The following is a 20,125-nucleotide window of genomic DNA, read 5'->3' as shown; positions in this document are numbered from 1 at the left end:
GCGCCCCCAGTCTCACCCACCCGGCCGGACCGCCCCGGCGAGCCTCGCCCACCAGACGTCCTCGATGCGGACGACAGTGCCCGTGCGCGGTGCGTCAATCATTTTCCCGGCGCCGATGTAGATCCCGACGTGATGCAGATCAGCGCCGAAGAAGACCAGGTCGCCCGGCATGAGCTCGCCGGTGGAAACCTGACGTCCCTCGTTCCACTGCGCACCGGTGTAGTGGGACAGCGCGACGCCCGCCCGCGACCACACCCACTGGGTGAGCCCCGAGCAGTCGAAGGCGTCCGGGCCGGCCGCCCCCCACATGTACGGTTTGCCGAGCTGCGCGCGGGCCGCGGCGACCGCAACCGCGGCACCGCCGGCACCCGCTGTGGGCGGTGGCGGTGGCGGTGGCGAGACCGGGGTGTTGGTGAAGCCGCGGCCGGCGTTTTCGGTCGCTCCACTGACCATGCGTAGCCGCTCCTGTTCGGCGGCAGCCTGCTGAGCACGGGCCGCGGCGGCTTGCGCGGCTGCCTGCTCACGGGTACGAAGAGCCGCGGCCTCACTTTCCCGTGCCTGCCGAACAAGATCGTCATGCTGAGCGATCAGTTCGTCGAGCAGCGCCCGCTGTGCCGCGACCGATGTCTCGATGCTCCGCTTCTGTTCCTCGAGGGAGGCAACCCCACGATGCCGCTCGTCGAGCGCCAGCCTGGCTGCGGCCTGCGCATCAGCAAGATCATGACGGGCCGACCGCAGCTGGATTTCGGCCTCCCGGCCGCGGCGGGCAAGCGCGTTTATCGCGCCCGCCCGGTCCAGCGCTGTCGCGGGGTCACCGGACAACAGCACCCTCAGCTGTTCGAAGTCACCGGCCTGATAGGCGATGAAACTGACGGCACGGCGTTTTTCCTGAGCCGCCCGCACAGCGTCGTCAGCGAGCCCGACATTGTCCGTTGCCCTCGCCGCGGCCTGTTCAGCCGCGGCGAGGCGCAACCGTCCCGCATTGAATGCCTCCGTGACAATCTCGGTCGAATCAGCCAATTCGGTCAGGCGCCGCTGAACGCCCACAATGTCGTCCTCGACCTTGGCGATACCGTCGGCTCTGGCCGGGACGGCGACGGCCGGTACCAACATGACCCCACCGGCGGCGGCAGCGAGTAGTCCCCTGGCGACAGGCATGCGCACGAACACCCGCCGCCGGCGCCTGGGGGCAGCGGACAGCCATCCACGCAACCGGACAAAATGGTATGAAAAACAACGAATATGATTATTACCATCTGCATCTGAATGACTACACACAGGAAGGAACGGTAACTCCTGACGGCAGTAGCATCACGCAAACGCGCCGATCGACACGGAGAGCAACGCAAGACACCATGCGCAGCCATCTGATCAAACCACAGGCCACCCAATTCGTCGATTTCACACGTCAGAAACAGAAAAGCTACCAATTAGCAACAGATCCTATCGACCCTTCGGCCGAAGGATCCGGGACGGCGGACATGGCCGCGAACCGGGGCTCGCGTGGTCCGCGCAGGCGTGCGGAGCGATCGACAGGAGAGACATGAACCCAGATCAGCTTAAAGAGCTCCAGAACGGGATAGCCAGCGCGGCGGGTGTCGGCAGCACCGCCTGGATTCTGGCCGCCTCGGCCCTTGTGCTCCTGATGACGCCCGGCCTGGCGTTCTTCTACGGCGGAATGGTGCGCTCGAAGAATGTCCTGGGCATGCTCATGCAGAATTTCTTCTGCATAGGGGTTGTCAGCGTCCTCTGGGTACTGATTGGTTACAGTATCGCGTTCGGTGGCAGCAACCAGATATTTGGCGGGTTCCATTTCGCGTTGCTCAACCACATGAGCGAGGCCGTGCCCGGCTACGCGGAGGTGACCTTCCCCGCACCCTACGAATCGAACTCGCTCGCCCAGGTAATCCCACCGATCGTCTTCGTGGCCTTCCAGCTCATGTTCGCAATCATCACGCCAGCACTGATTACCGGCGCCACGGCCGACCGCTGGAAGTTCGGCGCCTTTGCCGTCTTCGTCACAATTTGGTCACTTGTCGTGTATTCACCGATTGCGCACTGGGTGTTCTCGCCCGAGGGGTGGCTGTTCAAGAAGGGCGCCGAGGACTTCGCCGGCGGCACGGTCGTCCACGCGAACGCCGGCGCCGCGGCCATCGCCGTGGCCCTCGTCCTCGGCCGGCGCAAGGGCTGGCCGGGCACCAGCTTCCGACCGCACAACCTTCCCTTCGTGCTGCTGGGCACCGGGCTGCTCTGGTTCGGCTGGTTCGGGTTCAACGCCGGGTCCGAACTCGCCGCCGACACCCGCTCCGGGTTCGCCTTCGTCAACACCAATACCGCGACTGCCGCCGCCATGCTCGGCTGGCTGTTCGTGGAGAAGATCCGTGATGGCAAGGCCACCACGCTCGGTGCCGCCTCCGGTGCTGTCGCCGGTCTGGTCGCCATCACCCCCGCTTGCGGCTTCGTCTCACCGGCCGGTTCGATCGCCATCGGTCTCATCGCCGGTGCTGTCTGCGCCCTGGCTACAGCGATCAAGGGCAAGGTCGGCATCGACGACGCCCTCGACGTCGGCGCCGTCCACCTTGTCGGTGGTGTGCTCGGCGCCCTGCTGATCGGGTTCTTCGGAACGGGTGATGTCGCTCCCGGTTACAGCGTGGATGGCATCTTCTACGGCGGTGGCGCCAGCCTGCTCGGCAAGCAGGCACTCGCGGTCGTCTCAGTGGTGGCCTACTCGTTCGTCGCGACGTTCATCATCGCCTTCGCCATCGACAAGATCTACAAGATGAGGCTGTCGCCGGATGAGGAGCAGGAAGGCATGGACTTCGTGCTGCACGGCGAGACCGCATACGAGTTCACTTCGCTCGGCGGCGGCTCCGCCTCGCTCCTGTCCACGGCCACAACCACCGAGGAGGGCCAAGCGTGAAACTCGTGACCGCGGTCATCAAGCCGTTCAAACTGGAGGATGTGAAGGCCGCGCTGGAATCTCTCGGCGTGCACGGCCTGACCATCTCCGAGGTCCAGGGCTTCGGTCGGCAGAAGGGCCACACCGAGGTCTACCGGGGCGCCGAGTACAAGGTCGATTTCGTCCCCAAAATCAAAATTGAGATCATCGCGGACGACACCGCCGTTGAGGAACTGGTGACCACCATCGCCACCGCCGCGCAGACCGGCAAGATCGGCGATGGCAAGATCTGGGTGCTACCGGTCGAAACGGTCGTACGGGTTCGCACCGGCGAACGTGGATCAGACGCTCTGTAAAATCATGCTCCCACCGCGATGACCAACAGGATTGCCGCGCTGCTGGGCCGGTCCGGCGAGTTCGACGCAACCGTCGGGCCGGCCCTTCGCCGTGCGCTGGTGGACGTGGCCGACGGCGTGTTGCGCGACCTGTTCGGCAACCCGGGAGCAGGCGTCGCGCTGGTCGCGGTCGGCGGCTACGGGCGCGGCGAACCCGCTTTCGGCAGCGACCTCGATCTGTTGCTCGTCCACAACGGCCGGCGGGACGACATCGCCCAGCTGGCCGACGCCGTCTGGTACCCGCTCTGGGACGCCGGAGTCGGTCTCGACCACAGCGTCCGAACCGTCACGGAGGCCGTCGCTGTCGCGGACGGTGACCTGAAGGCGGCACTCGGTCTGTTGGACGCCCGCGTGGTCGCCGGGGACCACGCCCTGGCGGCATCCCTGCTCGAGCGCGTCCGCGGCCGATGGCGGGCCCGTGCCCCCCGTCGGCTGCCCGAACTCGCGGACATGGTCGCCGATCGGGCCCGGCGTCACGGTGAGGTCGCCTTCCTGCTCGAACCGGATCTGAAGGAAGCTCGCGGCGGGCTGCGTGACGTCCACGCCCTGGCCGCGCTGGCCGCCGCATGGGTCGCGGAGAAACCGCCCGAACGGGTGCTCGCCGCCTACCGGGTGCTTCTCGACATCCGTGGTGAGGTGCGCAGACTCGCCCGTGGCGGCGAGCGGAACCGGCTGCTGCTCCAGGACACCGCGGCCGTCGCCGCCGCCCTGAGCTACCCCGACTCGTCGGCGCTCGCCCACGCCACCGCCGACGCCGGCCGCACGATCTCCTGGACGTGGGACGTCACCTGGTACCGGGTCTCGGCCGGCCTACGGCCGCCCTCGCGCTGGCTCCGCAGCCGCCCGGCCCGCCGTCCCCTCGATGAAGGGGTGGTCGAGCAGAACCGCGAGGCGCAGCTCGCCCGGGACGCGGACCCGGCCGGTGACCCGACACTGACGCTGCGGGTTGCCGCCGCGGCCGCCCGGGCCGGCGTTCCGATCGGGCGGTACGCGCTCGACCGGCTTGCTCGCGAGGCCACGCCCATGCCGACCCCATGGCCGGACGCGGCGCGCGACGCGCTGGTTGCCCTGTTGGCCACCGGCGCGCCCGCGGTCGCGGTCATGGAAGCTCTTGACCAGGTCGGCCTGCTCGTCCGGTTGCTGCCCGAATGGGAACGGGTACGCAGTAAACCGCAGCGCAACCCGTACCACCGCTTCACCGTCGATCGGCATCTGATCGAAACAGCGGCGGCCGCGACCGCGTCGACCCGCGGCGTCGACCGGCCCGATCTGCTCCTGCTCGGCGCTTTGCTGCACGACATCGGCAAAGGCTGGCCCGGCGATCACACCGAAGCCGGCATCGCCGTCGTCGGTGTGATCGCTCCCCGCCTCGGGCTCCCGCCCGCGGACGCCGAGGTGCTGGTCACGATGGTGCGCCATCATCTGCTGCTCGCCGAAGCCGCGACCCGCCGGGACATCGACGACGTCACGACCATCGAGGCGGTGGCGCGGGCCGCCGGCAGCCCCCGGGTGCTCGGCCTGCTGCACGCCCTCACCGAAGCCGACTCGCTCGCCACCGGCCCGACAGCGTGGAGCCCGTGGAAGGCGCGGCTGGTCGGTGAACTGGTCAGCCGCACGATGGCGGTCTACCGGGGCGAGCAAGCGCCCTGCCCGCCCGCGCTCACCGAGCGCCAGCGCCTCCTTCTCGCGTTCGCGGACGAGTACGCGGTGGTGGTCAACCCGCTCCCGGACGACGGCATGTTCGAGATCGTCGTGGTGGCGCCCGACCGTCCCGGGCTGCTGGCCGCCACCACCGGGGTACTGGCTGTCAACCGTCTCGACGTGCGCCGCGCGTCCGCCCGCGCTTGTGCTGGCCGGGCCCTGCTGCAGGCGGCGGTCTCAGCATCGTCGGCGATGGCCGGGCCGGGGCCGGGCGGGGAGGCGCCCAGTCCCGCGATACTGCGCGGCGACCTGCTGCGATCCCTGGACGGTATGTTGGACTTGGACGCCAGGATCACGATGCGGGAACAGGCGTATGCGCGCCCGCGGGGCGGATACACGCCGGCGCCACCAAGAGTGATCTTCGATGGCTCCGGAGCGGACACCGTTGTCGAGATCCGTGCCCCCGACCGCGCCGGAGTGCTGTTCCGGATGGTCCGCGCGCTGTCAGACGCCGGCCTCAGCGTCCGCACCGCAATCGTGGCCACGATCGGTCTCGACGTGGTGAACGCGTTCTACGTGCGGGATGCTGACGGCGAGGCGCTGGTCGTAGCGGAGCGCGGGAAGCAGGTGGCGGATGCCGTGCTGGCCGCGCTCCAGCCTCCCTCGGGGCCCGTGACGTGACGCCAGCACGACCAAAGATCGCCACAGCGTGTGTGACGCAGTTCACAATAGTGATAGGGGGCCAAAAAAATCGCATCGAGCGTGATGGCTATACTCAGAACGCACGTTGGAGGCTTCGCCTAGTCCGGTCTATGGCGCCGCACTGCTAATGCGGTTGGGGGTAACGCCCCCTCCCGGGTTCAAATCCCGGAGCCTCCGCCCCTGACCAGCGGTTTCACGCAAACCGCTGGATCATCCCACCCTCTGAAGATCGCTAGCCCCTCCTGCCGACCACTGCGGCCACGAACCGCACCCACCTGCCACCGGAAGATCGTTGCCACCCTCCCGCTGGCACCCCGCTGGCACATCCGATCTCCCGCCCCACAGCCGATCCCTCTACGGTCCGGTACACCACGAACGTCTCGATCTTTATCTTTCGTGGGTGTCGGTGATAGGTGAGCACGGGTGGCGGCGGCACGCGGAGGGGCTGCAGGATCTCAGGGTACGAGGAAACGGATGACCGTCGACACCATGAAGCTGTTCGGAAACTGCGGTATCAAGCGGTGGAGGCGACACCCGACGCCCGCCTCGCGCCGGGACCCTCAGCGGGGGGTTCGCATCGGGCTGGTGAGGCAGGCGAGGAGCCTGCCCGATCGCGATCAACTTACCGAACCCCCTGCTCCCACCACGATGCGGGCGTCGCTTCAACCGGTTGACCTCGCCGCCACGGAGGACGGGATGGAGAGGGGCGACGCGGGCACTGGCGGGGTCCAAGCGATCGCCTTGCCATCACTCTGGGGGACTGTCGTTCTCCGGGCCTGGGATGGGAATCCGGCTCACGGTGGAGCGCACATGTGCGGCGAAAGGCTCCACACCGGCCCGTTCCAGGCAGCCGAGCAGGTCGGCCGTGCTCATCGGCGGATGGCGTTTCTCCCCGGCGAGCCGGACGACGGTCGAGGTGACTTCGTCCTCGAACTCGGTGCATAGTTCACACAGATAGGTATCCGGGTCCGTGACCGTGACCCCGTATGTCGCCAGCGGGGCGGCGGGGAAATCTGACCGGTTGCGCGTGACGAGGTGCGTCGCATGGCCGGCGATCGCCGCTGCCATGTGGACGCGGTCGTCCGGGTCTCTATCGGGCATGCTCGCGATGAGATCGGCGTAATCGTCGAACCGGACCTCCGCGTCAGGGAAGAATGTCCGTACCGCGGTGGTGACGGCTGCCGCCGAGGACGCCGACCGCCGGCCCGAGCGCACGATGACCCGTTCCCACTCGTCCAGCAGCGCCTCGGTCCACAGGACCGTGTGGACGCCGTCCTCGGTGAGCGCGAGCAGGAGATCCATGACGGAGAACGGGAAGAGCACGTTCGTGTCGGCCAAGACCCGGGGCAGGGGCGGCATTGCGGGTCAGTACGGGATGCCGGCCTCGGCGACAGCCTCGGCGACAATGCGGCGACCCTGCCGACGGGACTCACGCCGGGCGTGGAAGACGAGGACGTCGGACAGGCGCACCCGGCGGTGCCGGCTGCGGGGCAGCCGCTCGGACGGGATCTCCCCCGCGTCCAACAGCCGGCTGACAAACGGCCGCGACAGGCCCAACAGCTCCCCGACCTCCGCCGGGGTCAGCATTGACTCCGAGGGCAGCACGGTGACCGCGTGGCCCGCGGACAACTCTCGCAGCGAGGCTGCGACCAGCCGGGTGAGCGCGGGGGGAAGGGGAACGATGGTGCCGTCCGGGCGTCGCAGGACCGCCTCGGCACCATGTGCCGAGGCCACGGCCGCCTGCGCCACGGTGGCTGACTCCGGCTCGCCGCGGGCCGGCTCGACCTGCTCGGCTCCGGCGAGGATGCCTGACCTGCCCATCGCGCCTCCCAGTATCCGTAATAACCGTCACCCGAGGCGCTGCCTGGCCGCAAACAGATCCGAACGTGACCTCTGCGCCGACGATCCCGCATCCTGCCCACCGGACGGACCGCCGACTACCATGGGTAACGCTTTTACCCCCTCGGATCAGCTGTCGATGTCTCGGAAACGCACACGGCACGCTGGACCGTCCCCGCTGGTGGAGACACACGGTAAGAGGGTTGCCGTTGACCCCCAGCGGAGAAACTCCGCTGGGGACACGTCAGCAGGCCACCCCGGAGCACACAGAGCAGACCACCAGCCCCGTGATCGATTCCGGCTGATCGACCGCTGCGGTGACAGGAGCGTCACGGTCCACGAGATGGTATGACGCGGACGACCGGTCGAGAAGCAGACCGGTTCCCGGCCCATGCCCGTAGCCGGGGGTGATGTACCGCTGTGACCCACGCCGGGAGCCCACTGTAGATCTTTATGGTGTGTGGGCATGCCGTGTCGGGGTGGCGCCGCCGTCCCCGGTCATCGTCCGGGTGTGCTGGCACAATGCTGGCACGCACCGCGCTGATCCGCGCTGCCCCGACCCCGCCCGCTCATCCGGGGCATGCCGGATGAGCTGCGACAACGCACCAGGACAGATCTCGACGATATGGGGCGAATCGGTCTGCTAATGCGGTTGGGGGTAACGCCCCCTCCCGGGTTCAAATCCCGGAGCCTCCGCCCCTGACCAGCGGTTTCACGCAAACCGCTGGATCGTCCCGGACACCCCGAACGATCACTAACCCCCGTCTGCTGGCACATTGCTGGCACAATCCGCACGATCATGTCACCGGGAGATCCTTACCACCCTCCCGCTCGCACCCCGCTGGCACATCCGATCTCCCGCCCCCACAGCCGATCCCTCTACGGTCCGGTACACCACGAACGTCTCGATCTTTATCTTTCGTGGGTGTCGGTGATAGGTGAGCACGGGTGGCGGCGGCACGCGGAGGGGCTGCAGGATCTCAGGGTACGAGGAAACGGATGACCGTCGACACCATGGAGCTGTTCGGAAACTGCGGTATCAAGTGGTGGAGGCGACACCCGATGCCCGCCTCGCGCCGGGACCCTCAGCGGGGGGGTTCGCATCGGGCGGGCGGGGCAGGCGAGGAGCCTGCCCGATCGCGATCAACTTACCGAACCCCCTGCTCCCACCACGATGCGGGCGTCGCTTCGACCGGTTGACCTCGCCGTCCCGCCGCGGAGGGCGGGATGGAGAGGGGCAACGGGCGCTGGCGGGGTCCAGACGATCCGCCTTGCCGTCACTCTGAGGGACTGTCGTTCTCCGGGTCTGGGATGGGAATCCGGCTCAAGGTGGAACGCACACGTGCGGCGAAACGCTCCACACCGGCCCGTTCCAGGTAGCCGAGCAGGTCGGCCGTGCTCATCGGCGGGTGGCGTTTCTCCCCGGCGAGCCGGACGATGGTCGAGGTGACTTCGTTCTCGAACTCGGTGCACCGGCTCCACGGGCGGAGACCGCCGCCCTCGTGTGTGTGGCTGTCTGATTGCTCGACACGATGAAGATCGGTACCGGCGTGTCAAGGAGAGTCGTACACTGCTCTCATGCGGTAGTGATAGTAGGTGACACGTGGAGGTCGTCATGAATACCAGCAGCGCTGACTACCCCGTGTTTCCGTCGCGCCAGCCTCGTTTGTCGATCAATGAGTTGATCCGGGCTAAGAACGCTGAACCGATCCGGTCGTTGGCTGACCTGGAGGCCATGTCGGCTGACATTTTTGAGTCGGACGCAGAGCTGGACGAGTTCTTGGCGTTTACCTACGCCGAGCGCCGTCGGGACGTGGCGTGAGATAGGGATGCGTTCTGTCGTCGTAGACACCGACGTCTCCTCGATGATTATCAAGAAGCGTCTGCCAATCGCATTAGCAACCAAATTGATCAACACTCAGCCGTTCCTTACCTTCGTCACCCGTGCTGAGCTGATCAAGTGGGCTGAGGTTCGCAGCTGGGGGACGGGTAACCGTGCCCTTCTCGCCCGATGGATGGCTAGCATCCCGATGCTTCCGGGTGATGAGGACGTGGCCGATACCTATGGTGTCCTGTCCGCCGCGGGGATGCATCGGGGGCGGCCCCGACCGATGAACGACATGTGGATCGCTGCGTGCTGCCTTACCCACGGCCTTGCGTTGGCGACTATGAATATCAAAGATTTCGACGATTTCAGGGTCTACCACGGACTGGAGCTCATCACTGCATAGCTCACAGTCACTCGAAATCTTGGTGGAACCGTTTCTTGGACGGCTTCCCATGCTGGATAGCCAGCGTAACGCCCCCTCCCGGGTTAACATCCCGAAGCCTCCGCCCCTGACCAGCGGTTTCACACAAACCGCTGGATCATCCCACCCTCTGAAGATCGTTAATCCCTCCTACTGGCACGCCGCTGGCATCTGCGATCTCTCTCCCCCCCCCCCCCCGCATCCTCCAGCCGATCCCCCTGCAGTCCGGTACACCCCGAATATTTCGATCTTCGTCTTTCGTGGGCGTCGGTGACAGGTGAGCGCGGGTGGCTGCAGCAGGCGGGTGAGCGGGGGCCGCAGGATCGCAGGCTGAACGGACCGGAAGGTCGCTATCCGCAGCGGTGGGAACCCTCCACGCCGGCCACGGCCCTGTCAAGGTCACAGCTCCGGTAGGGGTTCAGCGCCCTCCGGAGCCGCGTCAGGTGACGTGAACACGGCGGCAGCGCCAACCGGTCGCCCCCAAGGGTCACGCAGCAGTATGAGTCGGACGCTTGTTGGCCGTAGGGAGCCGTCGTGGCATTGGACGGGAAGAATCACCGCGCCGCGGTCCGACGGTTCATCGGCCGTAGCTCCGGACATGAGTGCTCGGAAAGCGGTCCAGTGCGCCTCCCGGTAAGCCTCAGGGATGATCATATCCAGCGCGCTTCCTACGATCTTGTTCGCTGGATGGCCGAACAGTGATTCGGCCTCGGTGTCCCACGACCGCACCACGCCCTCGGCGTCGGCCACGACGACGGTAAACGGCTCCATCAGTCTTTCCCCCTCTTCGGCGTCGGCCAAGCCCATAACCGGGCGAAAGCCGCCGTCGAGCGCACCGTCCCGTTCAGCCCGACCTGCCAGGCCCTCACCAACCATCTGGAGGGGTCCCGGTTTTGTGGACAGCGACCTTCAGGTCCATTGTCTACGAAAGCGGAATCCTCCACTTAACGGTAGTACACGCGGTGGCGATAGTCGGCACCCAGGCTCAGGGTGGCCAGCCAGCAGGAGACGACAGGCTCATGGTTGCTGGTCGAGAAATTTCGCGGCCTCGGCTGGATGCCAGTCTCCAGCGGTCAGCGCGACTCTGAGGTCGGCGCCGGTCCTTCGATACGCCGGCCCGATCTCCGCGATCGGACGATTGCCACGCGTAATGGCGATAGTTTCACCGGCCTCGATCGCGTCAAGCAGGTCCGAGAACCCCCGAGACGCCTCGGTCGCCGTAATGCTTCGCATGATCACAAAAGTATCTGACAATCAGACATCTCGCCGCACGGCTTATGTCGATCACAGTGCCTAGCGAAGCGATCGTCCGGGAACGGGTGAAGCCGCCGGGCGCGGGGGCGTCAGCCCCCGCCTCGCCACCAGATCAGCCGTACCACCCTTCAGATCATCCGAGCACACAGCGGAAGCGCCGGCAGCACTCACAGTTCACACGTCATCCTCGTTTCACGGACAGGAGCACACTCTGGTATCACGATCGCTACATCTGGGTGAAAACGGACCGTCGGAAGAGGTGGGCTTCGGTGATGGCCGACGACGTGGCCTCAGCGGTTCTCGACGCGCTGCCCATCGCGGTCGCCGTGCTCGACTCCGACGGCACGGTGCTGCGGCTCAACGAGGCGTGGCGACGCGGCGGCGCGACCGGTACCGCCCTCGTCCCCGTCGCGCCGGGCGGGAGCTGGCTTGCCGCATGCGCGGCCGCGAGCGCGCACCTGCCATACCTCGACCAGCTCGCAACCATCACCAGGCAGCTGCTGGACAACCATCGCGGCCGCCCCCACCTGGAAGTCCGCTGTCCGGGACCGCGCGGTCCCCGTTGGCTGCTCGTACGGTTACGCCCGCTCATGGGCGGCCAAGGGCTCGTCGTCCTGGTGGATGACATCACCGAACGGCGTGAGACCGAGGAGAAACTGCGCCATCACGCGACGCATGACATGCTTACGGGCCTCGCGAACCGGCTGGCGGTGACCGAACGGCTCGCCGAGCTCAGCAGCGGCTTCCCGGCTCAGCCGACTGACCAAACCAGCGGCAGGGACGATCTCCATCCAGCCGCTTTGTTCTTTCTCGACCTGGACTCCTTGTGCACAATCAACAATACGTTCGGCTACCGCATCGGTGACATGGTCCTGCGGGCCACCGCGGCTCGGCTGGCCTCCGCGCTGCGTCCGACCGACCTGTTGGCCAGATGGGGAGGGGACGAGTTCGTGGTGGTGGCGGGCCATCTGACCAGCACGGACGCGGCGGTCCTGGCCGAGGCGCTGACCCATTCCCTGGCCGAGCCGCTCGCCATCGGCGGGCATCGGATCACAGTGTCGGTCAACGTCGGGATGGCCCTGCTGGACGCCGCCACCGGGTCCATCAACCAGCGGCGGTCAGGGCGCTCCCGATCCGATGAACCACCTTCCCCGGACGCCGTCGAACTCGTCGAGCTGGCGAGCGAGACACTTGTCCGCAGCCGGACCCAGCGCCGTCACCGGCCGCGGCCACGCCTGTAGCAGCCCATAGCACAAGGCCCGTTATGTCGGTATCAGGACGTATCGTATGACTATGCGCCTGACGCTGACGGTCTCTGACCCGGCTCACGACGTCAGCGCGGACGTCCTCCTGGACGCCGACCCGGACACGCCGGTCAGCGCGGTCGCCGATACCCTCACGTGCCGTCTCCGACCGTCCGTCGCGGCAGGCAGGCCAGACCTGTTCGTCGACGGCCGGCTCGTTACCGGAGCGCTCTCCCTCGCCGAGTCCCCGATCCGCGAGGGCACTGTGATCAGCCTCGACTCACCAGCGGGCTGGCTGACAGGGGAACCGCCCGGCCTGATCGAGGTCCGGGTGATCGGCGGACCGGGCGCGGGCGTGGTTCACCGACTCGGGCCAGGTGAGTTCGCCGTTGGTTGCGGGGCTGCCTGCGCCGTCCGGCTGGACGATCCCGGCCTCGCGGCCGAGGCGATGACAATCACGGTGATGGCGGACGGCTCGTGTCGCCTCATCCCCGCGGCCGCCCATCCTGATCAACAGCCTGCCGCCGTGCTCGTCGACCGCGAACCGCTACAGGCCCCGATCGATCTCCCAGCCGGCGCCCAGATCGCGATCGGGTCCGTCCTGCTGGAGATGGGCACGCCGAGCCAGGCTGATGCCGCGCTCAAGCCGTCCGACGACGGGATGGCCCTCGATTTCAACCGGCCGCCCCGGTTGCTCCCGCCGCTGCGCCGGACACGCTACAAGCTGCCCAGCGAGCCCTCGGAACCGGAACGGCGCCCGATGCCGATCCTCATGGCGCTCATGCCGCTGGGCGCGGGCGTCGCGATGGCACTCCTGTTCCGACAATATTACTTTCTGCTAATGGCCGTCATCGGCCCAGTAGGCATGATCGGGATGCACGTCTCCAGCGACCGGCACGGCAGGCGCAGCTACCGTAAACAACTGGCCGACTACCATGACAGGCGGGAAGAGGTCGAGACCGACGCGCGCCAAGCGCTGGTCAGCGAACGCTCAGCCCGGCGCGCCGACTTCCCCGATCCGGCGACCGTCCTGCTCACCGCCGTCGGGCCGCGTGGACGCCTGTGGGAACGCCGCCGGGACAATCCCGACTACCTGTGCCTGCGGCTGGGCACCGCCGACCTGCCCAGCGAGGTCGTGATGGAGGACCCGGCCGCTCCGGAACACAGACGCGAGATCACCTGGACAGCGCCGGACGTCCCGGTGACGGTAGCTCTGCCCGAGCGGGGAGTGCTGGGCATCGCCGGCCGCGGCGACCTGCCCCGGGTGCTCGCCTGCTGGCTGATCGCCCAGGCCGCGACCCTGCACAGCCCACGCGACCTGGCGATCTACATTCTCACCGACAGCTCCGGTGAATCCGCTTGGCAGTGGGTGCGCTGGCTTCCGCACTGCCGTCCGAGCGAAGGCCAGAACACCACCGTCCTACTCGGGAGCGACGACGAGTCGCGGGCCCGGCGCATCGGCGAGCTGATCAATCAGGTGGCGGCGCGGGCGGCCACCCGGGCGAACCCGACCGGCATGAACCCGCTCGGCGACAGCCCGGACGTACTGGTCGTCATGGACGGCGCGCGCCGGCTGCGGTCCGCGCCCGGAATGATCTCAATCCTGCGGGACGGACCCGCGCTGGGCATCCACTCGATCTGCCTGGACCACGACACCCGGTACCTGCCGGAGGAGTGTCAGGCCGTGGCCGAGGAAACCCGCACCGGGCTGTGCCTGGTGGAGATGCATACCGAGATCGTCCGTGACGTCCGCCCGGATCTCGTCTCGACCGCGCTGCCCGCCGATCCCCACGCCGTGGTGACGGCTGGCAGGGCCGCGGCCTGGTGTGCACGGCTCGCCCGCGCCCTGGCACCGGTCCGCGATGTCGGCGGGGACGACGAGGCGACCATCCCGAGCGCAGCCCGGCTCCTGGACGTGATCGGCCTGGAGCCACCAACCGCGGCCACGGTGGCCGCTCGCTGGCTTGTCTGCCCGCGTAGCACCACCTTCCCAGTGGGCCTCTCGTTCGACGGCCCGTTCGCGCTGGACCTCCGCCGGGACGGCCCGCACGGGCTGATCGCCGGCACCACCGGATCCGGCAAGTCCGAGTTGTTGCAGTCGATCGTTGCGTCGCTCGCCGTCGTGAACCGGCCGGATGAAATGACGTTCGTACTCATCGACTACAAGGGCGGCAGCGCCTTCGCCGACTGTGTCCGGCTGCCGCACACGGTCGGCATGGTCACCGACCTCGACACCCACCTGGTGACCCGAGCGCTGGAGTCGCTGTCGGCCGAGCTCCGCCGGCGTGAACGCATCCTGGCCGACGCGGGGGCGAAGGACATCGAAGACTACGCCCTGCTGGCCACCACGGGGACGCGGCGCACACCGGCCAGCCCGCCGTCAACACCGTTACCCCGCCTGTTACTCGTGATCGACGAATTCGCCTCGCTCGCCCGTGAACTGCCCGCCTTCGTTACCGGCCTGGTCAACATCGCGCAGCGTGGCCGTTCGCTCGGTATCCACCTCCTGCTCGCGACGCAGCGTCCCGGCGGGGTGGTGTCGCCCGAGATCCGCGCGAACACGAACCTGCGGATAGCATTGCGCGTCACCGACGCCTCGGAGAGCTCCGACGTCATCAACGCGCCGGACGCCGCGCGCATCTCACCGTCCGCCCCCGGCCGTGCCTACGTCCGGCTGGCGCACGCGTCACTCGTCCCGTTCCAGGCCGGCCGGATCGGTGGTCGCCGGCCGGCCGCTGCCAGTGCCAGTGCCGCTGTCGGTGCTGCTGTCGGTGCCAGTGCCGCCGGTGTTCGTGGAAACATCGCCACACTCGGTGCCGGGCCGCGAAAAGATGATCTAGAACAGCCCTGGGTGACTGAGCTGACCTGGCCCGCGTTGGGCCAGCCCCCACCAGCACCACCACGGCTACGAACATCCAGCAACGAAATCACCGATCTCAAGGTGCTCGTCGAAGCGATCCGGGAAGCCGCCACCACCTTGCGCGTCGCACCCCAGCACAGTCCGTGGCTACCGCCGCTGCCCGAGCGGCTCACCCTGGCAACGCTGCTGGAATCCGTCTCCGTGCGCTCGAACGCGCTGCCGGCCGTCCCGATTGGCCTGTCGGACCACTGTGACCGCCAGGCTCAGCTCCCCTACACACTCGATATCGAAAACGGGGGCCACCTGCTCTTCGCCGGTTCACCACGGTCGGGACGATCGACAGCCCTGCGTACTCTGGCCGGATCAATAGCCACAACCATATCCTCCGCCGATGTCCATCTCTACGCGCTGGACTGCGGTAACAGCGCCCTTGCGCCCCTGGCCTCGTTACCGCACACCGGAGCCGTAGTCAGCAGGGACGCTCCCGAGCGGGTTCAACAGCTACTCACCCGGATCATCACCGAGATCGTCGAACGGCAGGAGATCTTTGCCGCACGCGGGTACGCCGACCTCGCCGAACAGCGATCTACCGACCATGACCACCCACTGCCCTACCTGATCCTGCTGATCGACCGTTTCGAAGGCTTTCTGGCCTCCTTCGAGGAGGTCGATGGCGGAGCGCTCGTCGACATGCTGACCCGGCTGCTGCGCGAAGGACCATCGGTGGGTCTGCGCATCGTCATGACCGGCGATCGACGCAGCGCGTCCGGTCGATTCAGCACAGCGATCGAGAATCGGTTCGTGCTGCGGATGGCGGACCGATCCGACTACGCCATGATGGGTCTTGCCGCGGGCGCGGTGCCCGACGTGCTACCACCGGGCCGTGGATTTCAGGTCGAAACCTCGGTGGAGACCCAGCTCGCGCTGCTCGCCGAGGATCCGTCCGGCCGCGCCCAGGTCGCGGCGCTGCACGAGCTGGGCGCGGCCGCGGCTGTCCGTGACGGAGTGCCACCGGGGCCGGCTACCGGCGCCCGCACGGACTACCGGCGGCCGTTTCGTATCGACGTGCTGCCGGGACGTATCACCGTTACCGAGACCCAGGCGCTGCAGCTGGGACGACGCTCACGGCCCACGGCCAACGAGACCGGGCAATCCGTCGCGCTCGTCGCGCTCGTCGGTGCGGGCGGCAATGAGCTCGCCCCCATCGAGATCGATTTCGCTACTGACGGACCTGGTTTCGTTGTCGCCGGCCCCGCGCGCTCCGGCCGGAGCACCGCGCTGCTGACCATGGCGAAGTCGCTGCTGGCAGGCGATTCCCAGCTGCTTGTGGTGGCCCCTCGGCGCTCACCGCTGGCGGCGCTCGCGAGCCATCCACAGGTGATCGATGTCCTTGGCGCGGCGGCGAATGCCGCCGACATCGATGCCGCCTGTGCCTCGGCCATGACGCCGAACAGCCTGGTCATCGTCATGGACGACGCGGAGCTGCTGGCGAACGCGCCGCTGGCTGACCGCATGAGTGAGTTCCTCAGAACCGCCCGCGACGCCGGTCACGCGTTCATCGCGGCCGGAACGACCGAGGATCTGACCAACCAGTACCGCGGGTTCATGGTGGATGCCCGTCGGTCACGATGTGGGATCATTCTCGCGCCGAGCCTCCCCAGTGAAGGGGACCTGTTCGGCGTGCGGCTGTCCCGCGGCAGTTTCGGCACCATGCCTGTCGGCCGCGGACTGTTCGTGCGACGGGGCAGGACGACGCCTGTCCAGATCGCTTTCTCCGCAACTGGGTAACATCCGCTGGCAGGCCACGCCGACAGGCGAACCCGGAAGGTGCGGCGATGACGACGGGCCGGCTCCAACGGCGCCTTGATCTGGGTGACGCGCTGGTCATCGGCCTCGGCTCGATGATCGGTGCGGGTGTGTTCGCAGCCTTCGGACCGGTGGCGGAAGCCGCGGGGGCCGGCCTCCTCATCGCCCTCGCGGTCGCCGCGGTGATTGCCTACTGCAACGCCACGTCGTCCGCGCAGCTGGCAGCCCGATATCCCGAGTCCGGTGGCACCTACGTGTACGGGCGACGCCGTCTCGGCGCCGTATGGGGCTATCTCGCCGGTTGGGGATTCGTGGCCGGCAAGACCGCGAGCTGCGCCGCCATGGCCCTGACCGTGGGGGCCTACGCCTGGCCCCAACATCCCCGTCTGGTCGCGGCTGCCGCCGCGGCTCTGCTGAGCGCGGTCAACTACTTCGGGGTGACCAAGACCGCCCGGCTGACCCGGTTGCTCATCACGCTGACCCTGATCGTGCTGGCCCTCGTGGTGATCGCCTGCCTGGCCGGCGGCACCGCCGACGCCGAACGGCTGAGCCCGATCTGGCCCGGGAGCGGGCCAGGTGCGGTCCGCGGCGTACTGCAGGCGGCGGCGCTGCTGTTCTTCGCGTTCGCCGGCTACGCCCGGATCGCCACCTTGGGCGAGGAGGTCCGTGACCCAGCGCGGACGATCCCGAAGGCAGTTTCCGCCGCACTCGGGCTTACCGTCGGTGTCTACTTCCTTGTCGGGCTGTCCGCGCTGCTGGCCATCGGCCCTGACCGGCTGGCGTCCGCCGTTGACCCACTCGCCGTCGCAGTCAGTGCGGGCAGCCTCCATGCGCTGACTCCCGCGGTTCGTGTGGGCGGGGTGGTGGCGAGCCTCGGCGTGCTGCTGTCGCTGCTTGCCGGGGTCGGACGCACCACCCTCGCGATGGCCCGCGAAAGGGATCTCCCCGGCTGGCTTGCCGCGGTGCATCCACGCCATGGCGTTCCACACCGGGCGGAACTGCTACTCGGTGGCATTGTCATCGTCATCGTCACCGTGATAGACGTTCGGAACGCAATCGGATTCTCCAGTTTCGCGGTCCTCGTCTACTACGCGATCGCCAACGCCAGCGCCTTCACCCTGGACGGTCCGCAACGCCGCTGGCTACGGCCGGTCACGCTGGTCGGTGGCGCTGGTTGTCTCGTCCTCGCGTTCACCCTGCCGGCTACCAGCGTCATCACCGGTCTGGGCGTTCTCACCGCCGGTGTTGTGCTTCGAGCCGTGTGTAGATCACATCCCTGAGTTCGACCGCCCGGCCTCGACCGCCTGAGTTCGATCGCCTGGCCAGTCAGGCGGCCGAGGCCAGGCGATCAGGGATGTGCGGCACGCTCCACGTTGCTGGGGCCGAACTGAAAAGTCGCGGTCAGCGCGTCGAACAGATCGTGCAATGCGTCCACGAGCACTACGTTCGGGCTGGAGCAGGCGATCAGGACGACTGTGTCCGACCGTGGGAGTGGGACAAAGGTCTGCATCGCCGTCGTCCTGATCCAGCCCGCCCGATCAGGCAGCGTGATGTCCTCGACGCCATAGGCGCGGACGGCCCGCCCGACCCGGGGAAGATCCACAAGTGTCACCATCGTCCACGTGTCGTCCAGCGATCGGGCGACCTTCTCCGACAGCGTGGCCAGAATGGCGTCCGGAGCGACGCCGTTCGTCTGGTCTCCATCCGTCCAGCCCCCTTCGGGAGCAGGGAGCAACGAAACTGTCACACTGGCGGACAGGATCGTCCCCTCCACCGGCTCGGCCATGACCCCGCAGAACAGTGCACCACCAGCAGCGGCGTCGCTGGCGGCGTTGCGCAGCATGCGCGAGATCGCCGAGCGGTTCTCGGCGAGTTCGGGAACAGCACGTGTACGCGCACGAACCAGCGCGTCGATGGATGCCCGGCGGGTCACCGGATTCAGGTCGACCTCAAACCAGCTGTCGGGAACCGCGATCGAGAATTCGGTGCTTGCCAGCCCGCCGGCCACAGGGTCGCCGCTCAGCTCTCCCTCACCCCTTCATCCGTAGGGTGGGGCGCCCTGATCGGATCCGCCGTCAGATCCGCCGTCAGATCGGCATCGACCTGGCGCAGTACCCGAGCGGACTCCGAGGCCATCGTCGCCAGCTTGTTCGCGTTCTCATCGATCTTCCTGCGCCCATCGCTCCAGTCATGTTCGAAATCGTCGAGGGCGCTCTCGATTTCGGCTGAACCCAACTGGCCGTGGTAATATTCGAGCGTTGATCGAGTTGCGTTCATCGTCGATCGGATAGACGCGAGATTGCTCGCGAGGGCATCCAGACCCGAAAGATCGACTGACACGCGGTCAGCAGTCATTGAAATCCACCTCCGTTGTGTACCCACCACTGCACGCGGATCGTCATAACCGGTGACCGAGGCGGCGCCCGGCACAGCTGGCACCCCGCCGAACGGCAACCGCGGATAGGATGATCAGCCTCCTAACCTTGCCCACGCAGCGAGTTCGCGAGCTGGGTATCGGCCGCGCGGAAGGCCTCCGCGGCCCTCTTGAGGTACTCGGCCATTCCGTCCAGGCCGACCAACGTGTTGGTGACACCGGTGTTGAACGTGTCGTAGGAGCCCTGGAACTGCACACTCGACTGGTCGGTGACGTAGCCGCTGGCGACCAGGCCGTCGACCGTGCGTTTCAAGGCGTTCAGGTGCGCCTCGATGTCGGCCTTGCCGTTACGGAGCCGGGTGCTCGCGTCGTCCATTTCGGTGTAGGTGACGTTGAGATTGGGCATCGCCTCTGGCCTCTCTCGGAAAGATGGGCAGCTGCTGGCGAAGCGGGCGGGATGCGGGATGCGCTATCACGCGGAGGCAGGTCGCTTGGTGATCATCAAGCTGCGATCATCGGCTTATAACTACTATAAGTAATCTACTAGATACATAACGTACTGTATCCACACACCGGCAGGCTCACTCCGCAACAGCTTCGCCGCGTCGAGCATCTCACGAACTTCGCCCGCGTTGGTATGGTTATAGACGTTTTTGTCCAAATCTACTGTTTTGCGCCGCCCGCCAACACCCCCCGAAGAGGCCCGATAGCCACTCCGCTAATAGATCAACATGTCGGTCGGCGACAATCGGATCGCCCAGCGAGATCCGCATGCCGGCAGCCCGACCCGAGCCGCACCTGTCAGGCCAGGCAAAAGATCTACAAAAATGACTTTCGGTAATAGTTAAACCATATAAAGTGA

Annotated in this window: 16 protein-coding genes, 1 tRNA gene and 1 pseudogene; 9 read left to right on the top strand and 9 right to left on the bottom strand. The window is 67.2% G+C overall.

Features of this window, described 5'->3' with window-relative positions; all coding sequences use genetic code 11:
• Positions 1–12 precede the first annotated feature (12 nt).
• Entirely contained in the window at positions 13–1,158 is a 1,146-nt protein-coding gene (locus tag MJ777_RS01905) for a C40 family peptidase (RefSeq protein ID WP_239372738.1), read from the bottom strand.
• A gap of 385 nt (positions 1,159–1,543) precedes the next feature.
• Between MJ777_RS01905 and MJ777_RS01900 the strand changes: the two genes are divergently transcribed.
• From MJ777_RS01900 to MJ777_RS01885, 4 genes are all read left to right on the top strand, one after another.
• Positions 1,544–2,920 carry an ammonium transporter gene (locus MJ777_RS01900; RefSeq protein WP_255720518.1) on the top strand — a complete coding sequence of 459 codons (1,377 nt, stop codon included), beginning with the start codon at positions 1,544–1,546 and terminating at the stop codon, positions 2,918–2,920.
• Positions 2,917–3,255: a P-II family nitrogen regulator gene (locus tag MJ777_RS01895; protein ID WP_239309897.1), complete on the top strand. Its 339-nt coding sequence runs from the start codon at positions 2,917–2,919 to the stop codon at positions 3,253–3,255. Before MJ777_RS01900 ends, MJ777_RS01895 begins: the two co-directional genes overlap by 4 nt.
• Before the next feature lie 18 nt (positions 3,256–3,273).
• A complete protein-coding gene (locus MJ777_RS01890) occupies positions 3,274–5,616 on the top strand; it encodes a [protein-PII] uridylyltransferase (protein WP_239372736.1) in 2,343 nt (780 codons plus the stop codon).
• Positions 5,617–5,724: 108 nt separating this feature from the next.
• Positions 5,725–5,814: transfer RNA gene (locus MJ777_RS01885), tRNA-Ser, on the top strand.
• 570 nt (positions 5,815–6,384) lie between these two features.
• On the opposite strand, the gene MJ777_RS01880 is transcribed toward MJ777_RS01885, so the two are convergent.
• The 3 genes from MJ777_RS01880 to MJ777_RS22680 form a co-directional block, all read right to left on the bottom strand.
• Positions 6,385–6,996 (bottom strand): putative toxin-antitoxin system toxin component, PIN family, encoded by a 612-nt coding sequence (locus MJ777_RS01880; protein ID WP_239372734.1) that lies wholly within the window; start codon positions 6,994–6,996, stop codon positions 6,385–6,387.
• Positions 6,997–7,002: 6 nt separating this feature from the next.
• Positions 7,003–7,458 carry a helix-turn-helix domain-containing protein gene (locus tag MJ777_RS01875; protein ID WP_239372732.1) on the bottom strand — a complete coding sequence of 152 codons (456 nt, stop codon included), beginning with the start codon at positions 7,456–7,458 and terminating at the stop codon, positions 7,003–7,005.
• Between the two features lie 1,295 nt (positions 7,459–8,753).
• Positions 8,754–8,879 carry a hypothetical protein gene (locus MJ777_RS22680; RefSeq protein WP_255723978.1) on the bottom strand — a complete coding sequence of 42 codons (126 nt, stop codon included), beginning with the start codon at positions 8,877–8,879 and terminating at the stop codon, positions 8,754–8,756.
• A gap of 212 nt (positions 8,880–9,091) precedes the next feature.
• On the opposite strand from MJ777_RS22680, the gene MJ777_RS01870 reads away from it, so the two are divergent.
• Positions 9,092–9,298: a hypothetical protein gene (locus tag MJ777_RS01870; RefSeq protein ID WP_239313666.1), complete on the top strand. Its 207-nt coding sequence runs from the start codon at positions 9,092–9,094 to the stop codon at positions 9,296–9,298.
• A 7-nt stretch (positions 9,299–9,305) separates the two neighbouring features.
• Positions 9,306–9,707 carry a type II toxin-antitoxin system VapC family toxin gene (locus MJ777_RS01865; RefSeq protein WP_239344573.1) on the top strand — a complete coding sequence of 134 codons (402 nt, stop codon included), beginning with the start codon at positions 9,306–9,308 and terminating at the stop codon, positions 9,705–9,707.
• A gap of 417 nt (positions 9,708–10,124) precedes the next feature.
• Here MJ777_RS01865 and MJ777_RS01860 read toward each other — a convergent pair whose 3' ends face one another.
• Entirely contained in the window at positions 10,125–10,601 is a 477-nt protein-coding gene (locus tag MJ777_RS01860; RefSeq protein WP_239372730.1) for a PAS domain-containing protein, read from the bottom strand.
• 198 nt (positions 10,602–10,799) lie between these two features.
• A pseudogene (locus MJ777_RS01855) lies at positions 10,800–10,958 on the bottom strand (type II toxin-antitoxin system Phd/YefM family antitoxin); the annotation flags it as partial.
• A gap of 293 nt (positions 10,959–11,251) precedes the next feature.
• On the opposite strand from MJ777_RS01855, the gene MJ777_RS01850 reads away from it, so the two are divergent.
• Genes MJ777_RS01850 through MJ777_RS01840 form a run of 3 tightly spaced genes read left to right on the top strand, consistent with a single transcriptional unit; the run spans position 11,252 to position 18,169 of the window.
• Positions 11,252–12,220, top strand: coding sequence for a sensor domain-containing diguanylate cyclase (locus MJ777_RS01850; protein ID WP_239372793.1), 969 nt, complete (start codon positions 11,252–11,254; stop codon positions 12,218–12,220).
• A gap of 46 nt (positions 12,221–12,266) precedes the next feature.
• Positions 12,267–16,871, top strand: coding sequence for an FtsK/SpoIIIE domain-containing protein (locus MJ777_RS01845; protein ID WP_239372718.1), 4,605 nt, complete (start codon positions 12,267–12,269; stop codon positions 16,869–16,871).
• Positions 16,872–16,918: 47 nt separating this feature from the next.
• On the top strand, positions 16,919–18,169 hold the full coding sequence (locus tag MJ777_RS01840; RefSeq protein ID WP_239372716.1) for an APC family permease: 1,251 nt from the start codon (positions 16,919–16,921) through the stop codon (positions 18,167–18,169).
• A 68-nt stretch (positions 18,170–18,237) separates the two neighbouring features.
• On the opposite strand, the gene MJ777_RS01835 is transcribed toward MJ777_RS01840, so the two are convergent.
• The 3 genes from MJ777_RS01835 to MJ777_RS01825 all read right to left on the bottom strand — a co-directional run bounded on the left by MJ777_RS01835 (position 18,238) and on the right by MJ777_RS01825 (position 19,669).
• Positions 18,238–18,897, bottom strand: coding sequence for a hypothetical protein (locus MJ777_RS01835; RefSeq protein ID WP_239311066.1), 660 nt, complete (start codon positions 18,895–18,897; stop codon positions 18,238–18,240).
• An 11-nt stretch (positions 18,898–18,908) separates the two neighbouring features.
• Positions 18,909–19,244 carry a hypothetical protein gene (locus MJ777_RS01830; RefSeq protein ID WP_239311067.1) on the bottom strand — a complete coding sequence of 112 codons (336 nt, stop codon included), beginning with the start codon at positions 19,242–19,244 and terminating at the stop codon, positions 18,909–18,911.
• Positions 19,245–19,366: 122 nt separating this feature from the next.
• Positions 19,367–19,669: a WXG100 family type VII secretion target gene (locus MJ777_RS01825; RefSeq protein WP_239311068.1), complete on the bottom strand. Its 303-nt coding sequence runs from the start codon at positions 19,667–19,669 to the stop codon at positions 19,367–19,369.
• Positions 19,670–20,125: the final 456 nt, after the last annotated feature.

It is taken from the genome of Protofrankia sp. Cj5 (assembly GCF_917627405.1).
Lineage (GTDB): Bacteria > Actinomycetota > Actinomycetes > Frankiales > Frankiaceae > Protofrankia.
The sequence above is the reverse complement of the archived record's forward strand: the minus strand, read 5'-3'. Positions and strand labels throughout refer to the sequence as shown.

Coding starts and splice junctions, on each gene's coding strand:
- MJ777_RS01905 (WP_239372738.1), bottom strand. CDS start 1,158: ATGCCTGTCGCCAGGGGACTACTCGCTGCCGCCGCCGGTGGGGTCATG.
- MJ777_RS01900 (WP_255720518.1), top strand. CDS start 1,544: ATGAACCCAGATCAGCTTAAAGAGCTCCAGAACGGGATAGCCAGCGCG.
- MJ777_RS01890 (WP_239372736.1), top strand. CDS start 3,274: ATGACCAACAGGATTGCCGCGCTGCTGGGCCGGTCCGGCGAGTTCGAC.
- MJ777_RS01880 (WP_239372734.1), bottom strand. CDS start 6,996: ATGCCGCCCCTGCCCCGGGTCTTGGCCGACACGAACGTGCTCTTCCCG.
- MJ777_RS01875 (WP_239372732.1), bottom strand. CDS start 7,458: ATGGGCAGGTCAGGCATCCTCGCCGGAGCCGAGCAGGTCGAGCCGGCC.
- MJ777_RS22680 (WP_255723978.1), bottom strand. CDS start 8,879: ATGAGCACGGCCGACCTGCTCGGCTACCTGGAACGGGCCGGTGTGGAG.
- MJ777_RS01870 (WP_239313666.1), top strand. CDS start 9,092: ATGAATACCAGCAGCGCTGACTACCCCGTGTTTCCGTCGCGCCAGCCT.
- MJ777_RS01865 (WP_239344573.1), top strand. CDS start 9,306: ATGCGTTCTGTCGTCGTAGACACCGACGTCTCCTCGATGATTATCAAG.
- MJ777_RS01860 (WP_239372730.1), bottom strand. CDS start 10,601: ATGGTTGGTGAGGGCCTGGCAGGTCGGGCTGAACGGGACGGTGCGCTC.
- MJ777_RS01850 (WP_239372793.1), top strand. CDS start 11,252: ATGGCCGACGACGTGGCCTCAGCGGTTCTCGACGCGCTGCCCATCGCG.
- MJ777_RS01845 (WP_239372718.1), top strand. CDS start 12,267: ATGACTATGCGCCTGACGCTGACGGTCTCTGACCCGGCTCACGACGTC.
- MJ777_RS01840 (WP_239372716.1), top strand. CDS start 16,919: ATGACGACGGGCCGGCTCCAACGGCGCCTTGATCTGGGTGACGCGCTG.
- MJ777_RS01830 (WP_239311067.1), bottom strand. CDS start 19,244: ATGACTGCTGACCGCGTGTCAGTCGATCTTTCGGGTCTGGATGCCCTC.
- MJ777_RS01825 (WP_239311068.1), bottom strand. CDS start 19,669: ATGCCCAATCTCAACGTCACCTACACCGAAATGGACGACGCGAGCACC.